This window comes from Psychrobacter sp. JCM 18902 (genome assembly GCF_904846615.1).
In the GTDB taxonomy this organism is placed as follows: domain Bacteria; phylum Pseudomonadota; class Gammaproteobacteria; order Pseudomonadales; family Moraxellaceae; genus Psychrobacter.
This window is the reverse complement of sequence record NZ_CAJHBK010000001.1, coordinates 1,754,578-1,774,134: the sequence shown is the minus strand read 5'-3', so window position 1 is coordinate 1,774,134 and position 19,557 is coordinate 1,754,578. Positions and strand designations below refer to the sequence as shown.

At 44.7% G+C, this 19,557-nt stretch carries 6 protein-coding genes; 5 read left to right on the top strand and 1 reads right to left on the bottom strand.

Translation table 11 applies throughout. The features are described 5' to 3' along the window. Positions 1-431: 431 nt before the first annotated feature. From JMY05_RS07200 to JMY05_RS07180, 5 genes are all read left to right on the top strand, one after another. On the top strand, positions 432-1,406 hold the full coding sequence (locus JMY05_RS07200; protein ID WP_201614649.1) for an OmpA family protein: 975 nt from the start codon (positions 432-434) through the stop codon (positions 1,404-1,406). 91 nt (positions 1,407-1,497) lie between these two features. Continuing rightward, a complete protein-coding gene (locus JMY05_RS07195) occupies positions 1,498-9,585 on the top strand; it encodes a Calx-beta domain-containing protein (RefSeq protein ID WP_201614647.1) in 8,088 nt (2,695 codons plus the stop codon). A 13-nt stretch (positions 9,586-9,598) separates the two neighbouring features. Further along, positions 9,599-9,814, top strand: coding sequence for a hypothetical protein (locus tag JMY05_RS07190; protein WP_201614645.1), 216 nt, complete (start codon positions 9,599-9,601; stop codon positions 9,812-9,814). Further along, positions 9,777-10,544 carry a Calx-beta domain-containing protein gene (locus JMY05_RS07185; protein ID WP_201614643.1) on the top strand — a complete coding sequence of 256 codons (768 nt, stop codon included), beginning with the start codon at positions 9,777-9,779 and terminating at the stop codon, positions 10,542-10,544. The genes JMY05_RS07190 and JMY05_RS07185 overlap by 38 nt, the downstream gene beginning before the upstream one ends. After that, a complete protein-coding gene (locus tag JMY05_RS07180; protein ID WP_201614641.1) occupies positions 10,507-18,387 on the top strand; it encodes a VCBS domain-containing protein in 7,881 nt (2,626 codons plus the stop codon). Before JMY05_RS07185 ends, JMY05_RS07180 begins: the two co-directional genes overlap by 38 nt. Before the next feature lie 190 nt (positions 18,388-18,577). On the opposite strand, the gene JMY05_RS07175 is transcribed toward JMY05_RS07180, so the two are convergent. Further along, entirely contained in the window at positions 18,578-19,240 is a 663-nt protein-coding gene (locus JMY05_RS07175; RefSeq protein WP_045447060.1) for a hypothetical protein, read from the bottom strand. Positions 19,241-19,557: the final 317 nt, after the last annotated feature.

Genomic DNA, 19,557 nt, shown 5'->3' with positions numbered 1-19,557 from the left:
TGCTAAAAAGGTCTACTTGCATCATAAATGAAAAGTATGATTCACATGAGCTCCATTATCATATTTGATGATTTCAAGTTTCTCGGTTGTTATGTTGCATTTTGGGTCAGTATTATGTTGCCGTGTTCGCTTAAGAGTTAATTTATGTTTACAAAATATTCAGTAATAGTATCTTCTATATACTGCCAAGAAATTTTCAAGTGATTTATACAAGTCATTACGACTGAGTTTGATAAGTGGTCGGAAACAAGGTATGAGCGGTTACAGAAAGTTACTGAAATCATGTAATATAATTATAGTAAAGATACGATAAAGACATGACTAGAGTGAAGCTTATAAGATTTCATAAAAAATTATTAAAACTTTGATTTACATCATCTCTAATTAAAAAATATCAACCACTAAATAATGCTAGAAGTCAGGATAATACTATGAAGAAAGTAGTTAAGAGAAATATTATTGCTATGATTGTCCCAATCACCTTATTCAGTATGTCTTCTTGTATTACCGTTAGTGGTGTCCAAAACGAAGGAGACACACGTCGTGTCGATGGTGTTGTGTGGAACAATCAAGTCAAAGCCGATATCAACGAAGTGTTAGAAAAAGAAGTCGCTAAAGACAAAACTCGGTTGGTATTCATTCGAAGTAATGATGATTATTCTGAACAAACAAGTGCTAATGTTTCTGTCAATAATAGATTCCAAGTCAGTTTACATGCAGACAACTATACCGTTGTTAACTCATGTGTTGGTATGAACCAGCTAAGTGCTCATGCAACAGGTTTTAAAAATAATAATTTATTAGCAGATAAACAAGACTATGAGCTAACAGGTGGTCAAACTTATTTTTTTCATATTAGTATGAATAAAGAAGGACAAAGTACCTTAAAGCAAATTACCTCTGAAAGTGCATTATCATTCCTAGCTAATAAGCGTTATCAAAATCATCAAGTCAGTCGAGTTATTCCAAACTGTGCACTACCTATCGTATCTGAAGAACTCAAAATTGTACCTCCAGTTATTGTAGAAACGCAACCGCCAGTTTTAACCGAAAAGATTGTTATTGATCTCGAAGTATTATTCGAAACCGATAAAGCTATCGTGCGTCCAGAATATTACTCAAAAATCATTGAAGTAGCAGAATTTATGAAAAAGTACCCCAACACAGTTGTGGTTATAGAAGGTCATACCGATAATCGCGGTAAAGATGCTTATAATCAGGCCCTATCCCAACGCCGAGTAAACGCAGTAAAAGAGGTGTTAATTACTCAATTCGGTATGGCAGTTGAGCGCTTAAATGCAGTTGGCTATGGGGAGTCGCAGCCGAGAGCAAGCAATGATACTGTAGAAGGTCGCCAGCTCAATCGTCGAGTTGTTGCCGTAGTTGAAGAGCGCGTACATAAATAACTAATAATGCTATCTGCGGGCAAATAAAGCTGCCTAATATGAATATATGCCAATCTGTATTATTTGACTTGAAAAAATAGAAGGTAAGAAAATGAATACGATTACAGTGAAAACCAATGATGCGACTAAGACCATAGATCAAGTACAAGTAGTGACTAAGAATGGAAAGCCTACAATTATCACAGCTATGGATAAAGTGAATTACGAGTTTCATGATACTGCTATAGGCCGTGCACCAAACCACATTATCACTAAACGTTTGAAAAATGATTTACACGTCTCATTTGAAGAAGACGGTAAAGAGAGTGACCTTATTATAGAAGGTTTCTACGATAGTGCAGATAGTGCGCTGCTTGGAATTTCTGAAGATGGAGAGTATTATTATTATATACCAGATACTGGCGAAACCTATGACTATGTAACGCAGCTAGAAGAAGGTGCGGTTGAAGGGCAGGCTTTGGGTGGCCAAGAGTATGCTGCTGCTATACCTTGGTGGATGCCTGCTGCTGCTGGTCTAGGACTGATAGGTATAGTAGCCGGTAGCAGTAGTAATAGCTCGTCAACCACTCCTCCTGTTAATGAGGCACCAGTAGCTGAAAACGATACAGTCAAAGGTGAAACAGGTCAGCCTGTTATCATCGACGTAGTAGCGAATGACAGCGATCCTGAAAACGACTTAGACCCAACGACAGTCAAGCTAATCGACCCTGTAACAGGTAATGAAGTCACCAATGTAGTGGTAGATGGCGAAGGTACTTGGTCAGTTGATGGCAGTACAGGCAAAGTGACCTTTACACCAGAAGCAGGCTTTACAGCGGATCCAACGCCAGTGGACTATGTGGTGTCTGATAAAACAGGTGAGAAATCTAACCAAGCGACGATCACCGTTGATTATCCACAAAATCCGCCAGTAGCTGAAAACGATACAGTCAAAAGTGAAACAGGTCAGCCTGTTATCATCGACGTAGTAGCGAATGACAGCGATCCTGAAAACGACTTAGACCCAACGACAGTCAAGCTAATCGACCCTGTAACAGGTAATGAAGTCACCAATGTAGTGGTAGATGGCGAAGGTACTTGGTCCGTTGATGGTAGTACAGGCAAAGTGACCTTTACGCCAGAAGCAGGCTTTACAGCGGATCCAACGCCAGTGGACTATGTGGTGTCTGATAAAACAGGTGAGAAATCTAACCAAGCGACGATCACCGTTGATTATCCACAAAATCCGCCAGTAGCTGAAAACGATACAGTCAAAAGTGAAACAGGTCAGCCTGTTATCATCGACGTAGTAGCGAATGACAGCGATCCTGAAAACGACTTAGACCCAACGACAGTCAAGCTAATCGACCCTGTAACAGGTAATGAAGTCACCAATGTAGTGGTAGATGGCGAAGGTACTTGGTCCGTTGATGGCAATACAGGCAAAGTGACCTTTACGCCAGAGTCAGGCTTTACAGCGGATCCAACACCAGTAGACTATGTGGTGTCTGATAAAACGGGTGAGAAATCTAACCAAGCGACTATTACCGTTGACTATCCAGGAATAGTAAGCATTAGTGGTACCACAAGCTTGAATGAAACCGCGGCTGATGGCAGTGCCAATGAAGCGACCTATACGGTCAGCATCAGCAACCCAAGCACTGAAGATACGGTCGTGACTATCACGATTAGTGATGGCAGCACCGAGGGGTCGGCTGACTATACCGCGCCTGTCACCCAAGATGTGACGATTCCAGCGGGTCAAACCTCCGTTGACATCACTGTACCGATTGTGGATGACAACCTATTTGAAGGCCCAGAGGACTTTGACGTCACCGTTACTGATGTTACCTCAGGTACCGCCACGATTGGTCCTGACAACAGCGTCAATACCACTATTTATGACGATGGCACCACTGATGGCAACACGCCTGTTGATCCTAACGATCCAACAGTGGGTGATGACAAACCTGTGGTTGGCATTATTGCGACCAAACCACAAGCCGTTGAAGGCGAGGCGGGTAACAACGCCTTAGAATTCACCGTCTCTCAGAACAACCAAAGTAACTTTGACACCACCGTTGACGTTAAACTAAATAGCGGTGCTAGCGACATTGATGCCGCTGACATCGACAGCATTGTTTATACAGATGCGACGGGCACTGAGATCACCTTAACGACCCAAGCTGAGATTCAAGACTTCCTAGACAATGGCGTCAGCGTCAAGATAGAAGCGGGCAGTACCGAAGCCCCAGTCATCACCATCAACGTCGCTGATGATGCCATCTATGAAAAGTCAGAAGACCTAGTACTGGATATCAGTAATCCAAGCAATGCGGCTATTGGACCGAATGGTAGTGCCACGGGTACCATCTTCGATGAAGACCAAGTTGACAATGACGTCGATAACCCGAACAACCCAGATGATCCTGCTGATCCGGTTGATGGCGACAAACCTGTGGTTGGCATTATTGCGACCAAACCACAAGCCGTTGAAGGCGAGGCGGGTAACAACGCCTTAGAATTCACCGTCTCTCAGAACAACCAAAGTAACTTTGACACCACCGTTGACGTTAAACTAAATAGCGGTGCTAGCGACATTGATGCCGCTGACATCGACAGCATTGTTTATACAGATGCGACGGGTACTGAGATCACCTTAACGACCCAAGCTGAGATTCAAGACTTCCTAGACAATGGCGTCAGCGTCAAGATAGAAGCGGGCAGTACCGAAGCCCCAGTCATCACCATCAACGTCGCTGATGATGCCATCTATGAAAAGTCAGAAGACCTAGTACTGGATATCAGTAATCCAAGCAATGCGGCTATTGGACCGAATGGTAGTGCCACGGGTACCATCTTCGATGAAGACCAAGTTGACAATGACGTCGATAACCCGAACAACCCAGATGATCCTGATCCGGTTGATGGCGACAAACCTGTGGTTGGCATTATTGCGACCAAACCACAAGCCGTTGAAGGCGAGGCGGGTAACAACGCCTTAGAATTCACCGTCTCTCAGAACAACCAAAGTAACTTTGACACCACCGTTGACGTTAAACTAAATAGCGGTGCTAGCGACATTGATGCCGCTGACATCGACAGCATTGTTTATACAGATGCGACGGGCACTGAGATCACCTTAACGACCCAAGCTGAGATTCAAGACTTCCTAGACAATGGCGTCAGCGTCAAGATAGAAGCGGGCAGTACCGAAGCCCCAGTCATCACCATCAACGTCGCTGATGATGCCATCTATGAAAAGTCAGAAGACCTAGTACTGGATATCAGTAATCCAAGCAATGCGGCTATTGGACCGAATGGTAGTGCCACGGGTACCATCTTCGATGAAGACCAAGTTGACAATGACGTCGATAACCCGAACAACCCAGATGATCCTGCTGATCCGGTTGATGGCGACAAACCTGTGGTTGGCATTATTGCGACCAAACCACAAGCCGTTGAAGGCGAGGCGGGTAACAACGCCTTAGAATTCACCGTCTCTCAGAACAACCAAAGTAACTTTGACACCACCGTTGACGTTAAACTAAATAGCGGTGCTAGCGACATTGATGCCGCTGACATCGACAGCATTGTTTATACAGATGCGACGGGCACTGAGATCACCTTAACGACCCAAGCTGAGATTCAAGACTTCCTAGACAATGGCGTCAGCGTCAAGATAGAAGCGGGCAGTACCGAAGCCCCAGTCATCACCATCAACGTCGCTGATGATGCCATCTATGAAAAGTCAGAAGACCTAGTACTGGATATCAGTAATCCAAGCAATGCGGCTATTGGACCGAATGGTAGTGCCACGGGTACCATCTTCGATGAAGACCAAGTTGACAATGACGTCGATAACCCGAACAACCCAGACGATCCTGCTGATCCGGTTGATGGCGACAAACCTGTGGTTGGCATTATTGCGACCAAACCACAAGCCGTTGAAGGCGAGGCGGGTAACAACGCCTTAGAATTCACCGTCTCTCAGAACAACCAAAGTAACTTTGACACCACCGTTGACGTTAAACTAAATAGCGGTGCTAGCGACATTGATGCCGCTGACATCGACAGCATTGTTTATACAGATGCGACGGGTACTGAGATCACCTTAACGACCCAAGCTGAGATTCAAGACTTCCTAGACAATGGCGTCAGCGTCAAGATAGAAGCGGGCAGTACCGAAGCCCCAGTCATCACCATCAACGTCGCTGATGATGCCATCTATGAAAAGTCAGAAGACCTAGTACTGGATATCAGTAATCCAAGCAATGCGGCTATTGGACCGAATGGTAGTGCCACGGGTACCATCTTCGATGAAGACCAAGTTGACAATGACGTCGATAACCCGAACAACCCAGACGATCCTGCCGATCCGGTTGATGGCGACAAACCTGTGGTTGGCATTATTGCGACCAAACCACAAGCCGTTGAAGGCGAGGCGGGTAACAACGCCTTAGAATTCACCGTCTCTCAGAACAACCAAAGTAACTTTGACACCACCGTTGACGTTAAACTAAATAGCGGTGCTAGCGACATTGATGCCGCTGACATCGACAGCATTGTTTATACAGATGCGACGGGCACTGAGATCACCTTAACGACCCAAGCTGAGATTCAAGACTTCCTAGACAATGGCGTCAGCGTCAAGATAGAAGCGGGCAGTACCGAAGCCCCAGTCATCACCATCAACGTCGCTGATGATGCCATCTATGAAAAGTCAGAAGACCTAGTACTGGATATCAGTAATCCAAGCAATGCGGCTATTGGACCGAATGGTAGTGCCACGGGTACCATCTTCGATGAAGACCAAGTTGACAATGACGTCGATAACCCGAACAACCCAGACGATCCTGCTGATCCGGTTGATGGCGACAAACCTGTGGTTGGCATTATTGCGACCAAACCACAAGCCGTTGAAGGCGAGGCGGGTAACAACGCCTTAGAATTCACCGTCTCTCAGAACAACCAAAGTAACTTTGACACCACCGTTGACGTTAAACTAAATAGCGGTGCTAGCGACATTGATGCCGCTGACATCGACAGCATTGTTTATACAGATGCGACGGGTACTGAGATCACCTTAACGACCCAAGCTGAGATTCAAGACTTCCTAGACAATGGCGTCAGCGTCAAGATAGAAGCGGGCAGTACCGAAGCCCCAGTCATCACCATCAACGTCGCTGATGATGCCATCTATGAAAAGTCAGAAGACCTAGTACTGGATATCAGTAATCCAAGCAATGCGGCTATTGGACCGAATGGTAGTGCCACGGGTACCATCTTCGATGAAGACCAAGTTGACAATGACGTCGATAACCCGAACAACCCAGATGATCCTGCCGATCCGGTTGATGGCGACAAACCTGTGGTTGGCATTATTGCGACCAAACCACAAGCCGTTGAAGGCGAGGCGGGTAACAACGCCTTAGAATTCACCGTCTCTCAGAACAACCAAAGTAACTTTGACACCACCGTTGACGTTAAACTAAATAGCGGTGCTAGCGACATTGATGCCGCTGACATCGACAGCATTGTTTATACAGATGCGACGGGTACTGAGATCACCTTAACGACCCAAGCTGAGATTCAAGACTTCCTAGACAATGGCGTCAGCGTCAAGATAGAAGCGGGCAGTACCGAAGCCCCAGTCATCACCATCAACGTCGCTGATGATGCCATCTATGAAAAGTCAGAAGACCTAGTACTGGATATCAGTAATCCAAGCAATGCGGCTATTGGACCGAATGGTAGTGCCACGGGTACCATCTTCGATGAAGACCAAGTTGACAATGACGTCGATAACCCGAACAACCCAGATGATCCTGCTGATCCGGTTGATGGCGACAAACCTGTGGTTGGCATTATTGCGACCAAACCACAAGCCGTTGAAGGCGAGGCGGGTAACAACGCCTTAGAATTCACCGTCTCTCAGAACAACCAAAGTAACTTTGACACCACCGTTGACGTTAAACTAAATAGCGGTGCTAGCGACATTGATGCCGCTGACATCGACAGCATTGTTTATACAGATGCGACGGGCACTGAGATCACCTTAACGACCCAAGCTGAGATTCAAGACTTCCTAGACAATGGCGTCAGCGTCAAGATAGAAGCGGGCAGTACCGAAGCCCCAGTCATCACCATCAACGTCGCTGATGATGCCATCTATGAAAAGTCAGAAGACCTAGTACTGGATATCAGTAATCCAAGCAATGCGGCTATTGGACCGAATGGTAGTGCCACGGGTACCATCTTCGATGAAGACCAAGTTGACAATGACGTCGATAACCCGAACAACCCAGATGATCCTGCCGATCCGGTTGATGGCGACAAACCTGTGGTTGGCATTATTGCGACCAAACCACAAGCCGTTGAAGGCGAGGCGGGTAACAACGCCTTAGAATTCACCGTCTCTCAGAACAACCAAAGTAACTTTGACACCACCGTTGACGTTAAACTAAATAGCGGTGCTAGCGACATTGATGCCGCTGACATCGACAGCATTGTTTATACAGATGCGACGGGTACTGAGATCACCTTAACGACCCAAGCTGAGATTCAAGACTTCCTAGACAATGGCGTCAGCGTCAAGATAGAAGCGGGCAGTACCGAAGCCCCAGTCATCACCATCAACGTCGCTGATGATGTCAGCGGCATCAATGTCGCTGATGATGCCATCTATGAAAAGTCAGAAGACCTAGTACTGGATATCAGTAATCCAAGCAATGCGGCTATTGGACCGAATGGTAGTGCCACGGGTACCATCTTCGATGAAGACCAAGTTGACAATGACGTCGATAACCCGAACAACCCAGATGATCCTGCTGATCCGGTTGATGGCGACAAACCTGTGGTTGGCATTATTGCGACCAAACCACAAGCCGTTGAAGGCGAGGCGGGTAACAACGCCTTAGAATTCACCGTCTCTCAGAACAACCAAAGTAACTTTGACACCACCGTTGACGTTAAACTAAATAGCGGTGCTAGCGACATTGATGCCGCTGACATCGACAGCATTGTTTATACAGATGCGACGGGCACTGAGATCACCTTAACGACCCAAGCTGAGATTCAAGACTTCCTAGACAATGGCGTCAGCGTCAAGATAGAAGCGGGCAGTACCGAAGCCCCAGTCATCACCATCAACGTCGCTGATGATGCCATCTATGAAAAGTCAGAAGACCTAGTACTGGATATCAGTAATCCAAGCAATGCGGCTATTGGACCGAATGGTAGTGCCACGGGTACCATCTTCGATGAAGACCAAGTTGACAATGACGTCGATAACCCGAACAACCCAGATGATCCTGCTGATCCGGTTGATGGCGACAAACCTGTGGTTGGCATTATTGCGACCAAACCACAAGCCGTTGAAGGCAACACCACCGTTGACGTTAAACTAAATAGCGGTGCTAGCGACATTGATGCCGCTGACATCGACAGCATTGTTTATACAGATGCGACGGGTACTGAGATGACCCATGAGATTCAAGACTTCCTAGACAATGGCGTCAGCGTCAAGATAGAAGCGGGCAGTACCGAAGCCCCAGTCATCACCATCAACGTCGCTGATGATGCCATCTATGAAAAGTCAGAAGACCTAGTACTGGATATCAGTAATCCAAGCAATGCGGCTATTGACCGAATGGTAGTGCCACGGGTACCATCTTCGATGAAGACCAAGTTGACAATGACGTCGATAACCCGAACAACCCAGATGATCGTGGTTGGCATTATTGCGACCAAACCACAAGCCGTTGAAGGCGAGGCGGGTAACAACGCCTTAGAATTCACCGTCTCTCAGAACAACCAAAGTAACTTTGACACCACCGTTGACGTTAAACTAAATAGCGGTGCTAGCGACATTGATGCCGCTGACATCGACAGCATTGTTTATACAGATGCGACGGGCACTGAGATCACCTTAACGACCCAAGCTGAGATTCAAGACTTCCTAGACAATGGCGTCAGCGTCAAGATAGAAGCGGGCAGTACCGAAGCCCCAGTCATCACCATCAACGTCGCTGATGATGCCATCTATGAAAAGTCAGAAGACCTAGTACTGGATATCAGTAATCCAAGCAATGCGGCTATTGGACCGAATGGTAGTGCCACGGTACCATCTTCGATGAAGACCAAGTTGACAATGACGTCGATAACCCGAACAACCCAGATGATCCTGCCATCCGGTTGATGGCGACAAACCTGTGGTTGGCATTATTGCGACCAAACCACAAGCCGTTGAAGGCGAGGCGGGTAACAACGCCTTAGAATTCACCGTCTCTCAGAACAACCAAAGTAACTTTGACACCACCGTTGACGTTAAACTAAATAGCGGTGCTAGCGACATTGATGCCGCTGACATCGACAGCATTGTTTATACAGATGCGACGGGCACTGAGATCATTAACGACCCAAGCTGAGATTCAAGACTTCCTAGACAATGGCGTCAGCGTCAAGATAGAAGCGGGCAGTACCGAAGCCCCAGTCATCACCATCAACGTCGCTGATGATGCCATCTATGAAAAGTCAGAAGACCTAGTACTGGATATCAGTAATCCAAGCAATGCGGCTATTGGACCGAATGGTAGTGCCACGGGTACCATCTTCGATGAAGACCAAGTTGACAATGACGTCGATAACCCGAACAACCCAGATGATCCTGCCGATCCGGTTGATGGCGACAAACCTGTGGTTGGCATTATTGCGACCAAACCACAAGCCGTTGAAGGCGAGGCGGGTAACAACGCCTTAGAATTCACCGTCTCTCAGAACAACCAAAGTAACTTTGACACCACCGTTGACGTTAAACTAAATAGCGGTGCTAGCGACATTGATGCCGCTGACATCGACAGCATTGTTTATACAGATGCGACGGGTACTGAGATCACCTTAACGACCCAAGCTGAGATTCAAGACTTCCTAGACAATGGCGTCAGCGTCAAGATAGAAGCGGGCAGTACCGAAGCCCCAGTCATCACCATCAACGTCGCTGATGATGCCATCTATGAAAAGTCAGAAGACCTAGTACTGGATATCAGTAATCCAAGCAATGCGGCTATTGGACCGAATGGTAGTGCCACGGGTACCATCTTCGATGAAGACCAAGTTGACAATGACGTCGATAACCCGAACAACCCAGATGATCCCTGATCCGGTTGATGGCGACAAACCTGTGGTTGGCATTATTGCGACCAAACCACAAGCCGTTGAAGGCGAGGCGGGTAACAACGCCTTAGAATTCACCGTCTCTCAGAACAACCAAAGTAACTTTGACACCACCGTTGACGTTAAACTAAATAGCGGTGCTAGCGACATTGATGCCGCTGACATCGACAGCATTGTTTATACAGATGCGACGGGCACTGAGATCACCTTAACGACCCAAGCTGAGATTCAAGACTTCCTAGACAATGGCGTCAGCGTCAAGATAGAAGCGGGCAGTACCGAAGCCCCAGTCATCACCATCAACGTCGCTGATGATGCCATCTATGAAAAGTCAGAAGACCTAGTACTGGATATCAGTAATCCAAGCAATGCGGCTATTGGACCGAATGGTAGTGCCACGGGTACCATCGAAGACAACGATACGGCACCAACCATTAACATCGTCGATGAAGACGCAGCATTAACACCTGCTGACAACAGCGTCATCGAAGGTACGGGTAACACAATAACTGGCACCATTAATATCACCAACCCACAAAGCGTCACCGATCTAACTGTTGGCGGTCTAGACGTTACTAATGCTTCCAATACATCGGTCACTATTAATACTAGTTTAGGTGAGCTGGTAATCACTGGTTATGATGCAGCAACAGGTATTCTCACCTACAAATATATCGAAAATGGTAATCCAGAGGATCACAGTAGTGGTTCAGTGATTGACCATTTCAATGTTGAATTAACCAACACAATTGGCGGTACCATCAATGATATCTTAGATATTCAAATTATCGACACCGTACCGACTGCCAAGCCTGATGCCAACAGCATCACTGAAGATGTAGGTGCTGTATCAAACGAAATAACAGCATCAGGTAACGTAATAACGGGTACTGCGCCTGACCAAGCAGATGATTTAGGAGCAGATGCAACTACGGTAACAGCAGTAAAAGTAGTGGGTGGTACAGATGGAACCGTTGATGGTAGCACTACAGGTAATTATGGCGAACTCACCCTAAACGCTGATGGTAGCTACAGCTATAAAGTTGATAATGATAATGTGCAGTACCTGAGTAAAGGTCAAGAGCTCACCGAAACCTTTACCTATACCATCACTGACGCTGATGCTGATGGTGATAGCAGCAGTGCAACCTTAACTATCACCATAACTGGAACTAACGATAGTCCAGTGATTACTAACGCTGTCTCTGGAGCTACTAATGATGTGATTGGTTCAGAAGCTTTCGATGAGCCAACCCCAGGTGAGGAAGTAACAAAGACTGGAACTGTAACCTTTGAAGATATTGACCTTAATGATAAAGTAAAACTTGAACACGTAATTGATTTTACTACTGTTACAGTCAATGGTGCTAGCGGCTACACGCTTACCGATGATCAAAAGGAAGCATTAAAGAAATTATTTTCTGTAGATGACGCTCTCAATGCTGTCGATGCAGCAGGTAACAGCGCCGACTGGACATTTAACGCACCAAAAAATGCGCTTGATTTTATCCCTGCTGGCGAAACCATCACTATTCGTTATGCCGTACAGGTTTCAGACAATGCAGATGTTGATAGCGCAGGCAACGGTAATGAGCTTAGTAATAGTGAAATCCGTTATGTAGAAGTAACCATTACTGGTACAGACAATGAGTTTGTACTGGTCGGTGATGAAGTATTCACCCCTGAAGATACTGACGTAATGGGTAATATTTTTGATAACGATACCGATGACGCTGATGATGGTGAAGCGCTTACTGTTGACAGTTATACTTTTATTGCTAATGGTACAACCATTATCAAAAATGCGGGTGACAGTGTCGATATCTTAGTTGATGGTACAAATTCTATTGGCAATATCACTATCAATAGTGATGGCAGCTATACTTTTGTGCCTGCTGACAATTATAGTGGCCAAGTACCAGACATTACTATTAACGTCTCGAATGGTCCTAATGCGACTACCCTACAGACTGGCACTGAAACTCTAACCATCACAGTCAATCCAGTATCAGATAAACCTGGATTAGGGAGTGTTTCAGTCGTGACCAAAGAAGACACCACCGTTTTACTAGGTCTAAAAGTACCTACGATTACTGATAAGACTGATCTTGATACGAGCAGTGATGATGATACGCCAGAGCGTCTTGGCTATATCACTCTATCCGGTATCCCTGAAGGTGCAGTGCTGAAAGATGGTTCAGGTAATATCCTTACTCCAAATGCAGACGGTAACATCGTTATTCAGTTAAACGATACAGGTGACTTAATCGATGACGGTACACATACGGTCAGTATGAGTAGTGCTGAATTCGAAGGAATAACCCTAACGCCACCTGCAGATGATGCTACCAACATCTCATTTGAGATGTCAGTCACGGAGTATGAAGTTGATAGCAGTGGCAATATTGCACAGGTGGATGGTGACAATGTGGCTGGAGCAACTACTACAGTCACTATCGACATTGATGTCCAAGCGACAACAGATGGTAATGACAACCAAGGTGACGACGACGCCAGTAAGTTTGGTATTGATGAAAATTATGTGATTACGCCTGAAGATGGTATTACATCGATTACTGGTAATAATGTAATCGCTAATGTTGCTGAAGGCAGTACCGTTTCCTTGCCAATCTCCACCGCCTTCGGTGATTTGGTCTATAGTAATGACAGTAACAGAGAAACCTATGGTTTTGTTATTGAGGGTCTGGCTCCAGGTACTGTAATCGAGTTTACCCCAGCTGGTGGTGGTGCAGTACAAGAGTTTACTGCCAATAGTAGCGGTCAAGTATTGATCGGCATTGATTCGGCTACACCTACTGAAACCACCTTGCTAGTTGATGGCGGATCAACGCCGCAGATTAGTATCAAAACGAATGATCATAATTCTCTTGATATGAATAACATTAAAGTATCTTTATATACTCAGGATCATGATTCTGATTCAAGTGGTGTGATTGTACCTGAGCTGATAGATACAGTTGAAGTAGACTTAACCGTCACTCCAGTTGCTGGTCAAGTGACTGCTAATGACGCTAGCACTAAAGAGGACACTGCTGTCACCCTTGATAAGTTTGGCTTTAAAGTGCTGGATGATAAGAATGGCGCTGGTGCAGAAATCATCACCGAGATTAGTTTTGAATTACCAGCGGGTTGGAGGTTTGAAGATACTACTGGTGTTGCAATCATAACTGGCAGTACCATAACCATTAATATGACTGATCCATCAGCGGATCTAAGTCAAATGACAGTCATTCCACCACCTCATTCATCTAAAGATGCTGATATTACCTTTACAGTGACCAGCCAAGACACTGATGACGATGGTGGTAACACCGTTACAGGTACAGCAGAATTAACCCAAAAAGTAACAGTTACTCCAGTTGCTGAAAAAGTTGGTACAGATACTGACGGTGACTTAACAGATGATTTAACCATTAATCCAGATAAAAATTACACGACCAAAGCAAAAGAAGATACTCCTTTTGATCTTAATAGTGATAGTTTTAACCTAAAAGGTTTTTGGAGCAACCAAGACACTTCTGAAGATACTTACGCCCATATGACCTTTGGTAATAAGAATGGTAGTGACTTTAGTTCAGTTGAGGGGGCGGTGTTTACTTATAATGATGGCAATGGTCTAGTTAGAATGACTGATAATGGTAATGGCGTCGATATTCCTATGGAATACCTAGATACCGTCACCGTAACCCCACCGCAAGACTATAGCGACTACAACCTTGCCAGTGGTGCTGAGACAGCAGTCAAGGTCGAAGCAAAGACCCAAGACTTTGATGAAAATACTAACGCTATGGTTGAAGCCACTAGCGGTGAGAGCTACCTGACCTTTGAGGTGACAGGCATAGCCGACCCAGCCACCTTAGCCGTTGATCCTGCCGAAGGGGTCGAAGATCAGGCGATAACCGGTGGTAATAATCGTGATACTGCTGCGGACATGACAACTGATGTCACTCCTACCGACGGCATTGCACTCAATATCCGCCCAAGCTCGCGTGATAACGACGGGTCTGAGACTTATGATGTGACCATCTCAGAGATACCAGCAGATGGGCAGCTTTATTACACCAATAAAGACGGTGATACACTCTTGCTTGATACTACTGGTGGTACGGTAGTGATTGAAGATTACAATAATAGCGTAACTGGGTTGTACTTTGTGCCTGCCGAGAACTTCAGCGGTACGGTAAATCTAAAAGTACAGGCAGTAAGTCAAGAGGGTGGAACTACCGGTGCTGCAAGTCCTATGCTCAACCTACCTGTTAAGGTCATTGGCAAGGCAGATCTGATAATAAATGACAAATTAGCAACCGACACAGCTCTTATCAATGGTAAGGACTATACTTATGTCACTGACGAGGCAACGCTAGATAGTACGGGCAACCATCAGATTGCCTTATTCAGCCTATTTGCTACTGTTGCGGATATCGAGGCATATGATGGTGATAGCCCAGCTGTTGAGCAGATAGTGTATCGAGTTGAAAACTTACCTACTGGTTTCAACTTAACTGGTGCAGGGGTTACCTTCTTAGGTGGCAGTGGTTCTGATCGAGTATGGTCAGTGACCCTAGAGGCGCTACAGAATAATACTGCACAATTAAAAACACCAGATAACTTCGCTGGTGAAATTAACTTTACGATTACGGGTACCACTACAGAGACAGCATCTGGTGACAGTGTGACTCATGATGGTAAAGACGTTTCTATTCTAGTGACCCCTGATGCTGCTGATGGCAATATGAATGATCCTCAAGTTGTTGCTACTGAAGATCTATGGGCGACCATGGACTTTGAATCGGCCTTTACAACGACAGATAAGGGTGACTCAGCGACAGGAACAGAATCACTTGAGAGTATCACGCTATCAGTAACTGATCTAATGGCTAAAGACGTCATTTTACGTGTCGACGGTATTGAAGTGGACTTAACAACTAATCCACCACCAATTTTGAAATTTACGCCCGATCAAACAATCGAAATTATGTACGATGACGATAAACGCCATAGCGATGATGATGTCAGTATAGAATTTGACTACACTTATACTGACACCACTGAACTGACTGATGGTTCAGAGATTAGCACTTCTAACACAGGCAGTGCAGTGGTAGATGTGACCTTCCAAGCGGTCACTGATGCACCAAGCATGACCTTTGATATGACAGATGGCACTATTAATAATAGCGGTACGGATAATACTGCTTCTGTCACCGTATCACTATCGTCACCTGACCAAGATGGCTCAGAGAGCTTTACTCGCCTAGAAGTTACTGATGTTCCAGAGGGTCTGAATGTAGTGGGTGGTATCTTATCAGATGGTATCTGGTACGTTGATGTGCCCAATAACCCAGTCATCACTACTATGGCGCCGACTTATGAGTTAGTGCTTGAGCGTAATGACAGCACGGTCAATATACCTAAAGGTTCTTTCAATATTAAAGTGACGGGTATTACGCAGGATATTAATGGTCAAGGTAGTAACGGTAGCGAAGCGCGTGTAGAGGGGAACTTTGAGATTACCTTAGACAGAACGGGCGGGGGTGATGCGCCTGTCAAGCCTGACTTAATAGATAGCTTTACTAGTAAGGTAGAAATACCAGCACAGTTAGAGGATATTGGTTTCACTCTTGGCGATATATTAGATGCGACTCTGAACCCTGCGACCGCTGATACTGTCGACTCCTATACTTTCTCATTGACTGATCTGCCAACAGGTACTGTATTAGAGAGTACCAATCCAGCGGTGAGTGTGCAGCAGATTGGTGGTAAATGGATTATTAGCGTGAATGATGCCAGTAATCTTAATCCAGAAGCAGCACTTAATGGAGTGACAGTGACTCCGCCGAAAGACTTTAGTACCAACGTGACAGATGGCACCCAAGATTTTACCTTTAATGCCAACTTTACCGTCTTGGATAAAGATGGTGGCGAGGAAAGGGAGCAGGTCAGTGACGTCAATGTCGAAATCAAGCCAGTTACTGATCCTATGGATGCTGATGGCAAATCAACCACGGTGGCAACGGATGAAGATACTAGCATCGATATCAATATCAACCTAAAAAACAGTGCTGATGGTGATTACGTCCTACTAATCAATGGCAAGCTCTACATTCAAGTAGATGAATCTAGTTTATTGACAGGTACTGGTCCTGCTGGAGTGCTGACTGATGCCAATGGTAATCCCCTAAACGAGGTGGTATTGAATGATAACGAAGTCGGTGATATTCCTGCTGGCACTTACTATGAGCTAGAGGTTGGTACTAACCCTCCTGATAGCGTCACGGTCAAATACACGCCTGCCGAAAACGCCGATGGTAATGCCACTATCACCGTAAAAGCTGCTCACAAAGAAATGACAGATGAGGCAGGATATGACAGTGGTACGCTAACCTATGAGCATGAATATACCGTTGAAGTCTCAGCGCAGCCGGATAATCTAGATATCACTAGTAATAGTGGTGAGTCAATAGCCACAGCTATTGGTGACGAAGATAGCATGATTGCTATCGATTATAAAATCTCCAATATCGATGAAGGTGATATAGCAAGCGCTATTACCTTAGACAATATCCCTAATGGCTATCTAGTTTATTATACTGATACCAATGGTAATACAGTGTTGGCAAGCAATAATGGTAATTCTGGTGGTAATAACTCATGGTCTATCGACACCTCTAAACTGAATAATATTAACAGTGGCGCAGCGAATGAAACGCCTAATATATTCATTATGCCACCTGAAAATAGCAGTGATAAAGTAACAGGGATCGAGATGAAGGTGGTTAATGACAGCGGTATGATCAGTGATCCTCTAGTGATTAATCTCGATGTGACGCCAGTCGCTGATGGGGTAACAGCTAATCCTTCTACTATCCTCGGTAATCAGGGTAAGTGGACCACACTTAATCTAAACGCAGTTATGCAAGACACGGATGGTAGTGAGACCGTTAATATGGTCATCACTGATGATGGCGTTAGCTTGACCGATGATGTCTTACGCTTTAGAGTAAAAAGTACAGGTGAAATGTTGACTGCCGTGTGGGATGATGCTGCTAACAGCTATACTATAGCTGGTATCACCCCTGAGCAAATCAATGATTTACAAATTCAGTCTTCCATACCGCTAAAAGGCGATCTGGACTTCGCTCTTAGTACTACCGATACCGTAGGGACTGTGACGGATACGTCTGGCGTTTATACAGTTAACAATGGTGAATTGCCGTCTATATCTGTCGATATTGCTTTTAGCAAAACCTTTGTAGGTACAGCAGAGAATGATATCGTTGATGCCTCTGGACAGTCTGTAGCTGTGAATTATAAAGGCGGCGCTGGTGATGATATCTTGATTGGAGGTAGCGGTAATGACTTAATCGATGGTGGCACTGGTGTCAATACGCTGAAAGGTGGTGCAGGTAACGATAAAATTGTATTCTCTGTAGATAACGCCTTAATGGATGGTGGTGCTGGTAATGATACGCTCCTCATTAACGTTGCTGATACCAGTATCGACTTTAGCAGCTTTGATGCGACTGTATTTGAGAGTATTGAAACCATCGATATGACTGGTAACGGTGCGCAGACGCTGACCAACCTTAGTACCAGTGATGTGCTAGATATAATCAATGACACGTTGATGACCAATAAAGGCTTGATCATCAACGGTGATAGTGCTGATAGCGTGAGTCTAACTGGTAACGATTGGACGAACAGCGGCACTACCGCTCAAGGGGGCAATAGTTACAATGTCTATAGCTTCTCTGATACCAATGGCACTCATGAGCTATTGATTCAGACCGACATTACGATTTTATAAACGATGACTGAAACTTGAAAATATGGATATAAGGTGCGGCTATCAAAGCGCACCTTATATTATTAATTCCTGCATTAATATGGCATCATTCACCCTAAAAGCTTTAGATAATCAAGGCTTTTAGGGTGAATGATGCAAACTTTTATATATCTGCGTTTGAAGCCTCAACAGCCGAGTTCTTTTTTGAAAGTTAGGGGGTGATGGGAGTAATAGGGTAACCGTACTTAACTGTTGGTTGATTATTAATATTACCACTAGGAAGCTGATGTTGTTGAATTTGAATTTGATTATGCTTTTTGACTTCATTGATCAACTTTGAGAGCTGTTCATTGTCTTTATCGATCTCAGCATCTAGAGCTTCATATTCTTTAGTCTGCTTAAGCGTATACTCAGCACGATTGTTTTGATTGTCAGGTATTGACCCTATAGATGATTCGTCTGTCGGACTCACTACTGATTTTTTTTCTTGTGCTTGGCTTTGAGTGTTATTTACGGGTATTGCTTCCTTAGTGGCTATCTCCACAGCTGTACTTATTGATTTACGTTGAGTATCAGTTGCTACTTTATAAGAGTTGGTTGTATCGTAGTTACTTATCGGTTCAGAAGACTGGGGAGCTTGCGACTTTTTGTTTTCTATTAGTGCAGGTAATATTTGTGGCTTTACTTCTGTAGCTTTTAATATAGGGTGCCTATTAGTATCTGATACAGACCCTAGTGTTGATAAAGGTTTTTTATCAAAAACACTGAAATAGACAATAACTGCAATCAAAATATGGAGCATGATAGCCATCACAATTGCTATCATACTCCTGTTTTTTTGTTTTTTAGCTGAAATAGGTGGTAATGAAGGCATCACTAGTTTTTAATCCATTAATTAAACACATACTCGTAGTTTGTGGATGTGCGAGCAGGGCCTTTTCAGCGATTATAATCATTAACGCTGTCTGCGAGTATTCAACTATCAATATAAAAAAAGAATCTATGTTGGCAGTTAGTTGGAAATATTTTTAAATTTATGCTTAGATTTAGTTGTCTTACAATCATGAGTTAAGGCTTTGACAGAGCGTGTATTTAATATGTCTAAATTTAACGATAGTATTTTCATACCTTACTATATAACATCTAAAATTTTTATTCTCTCAAAATAAAACTGAGGTAACTGGATGACTG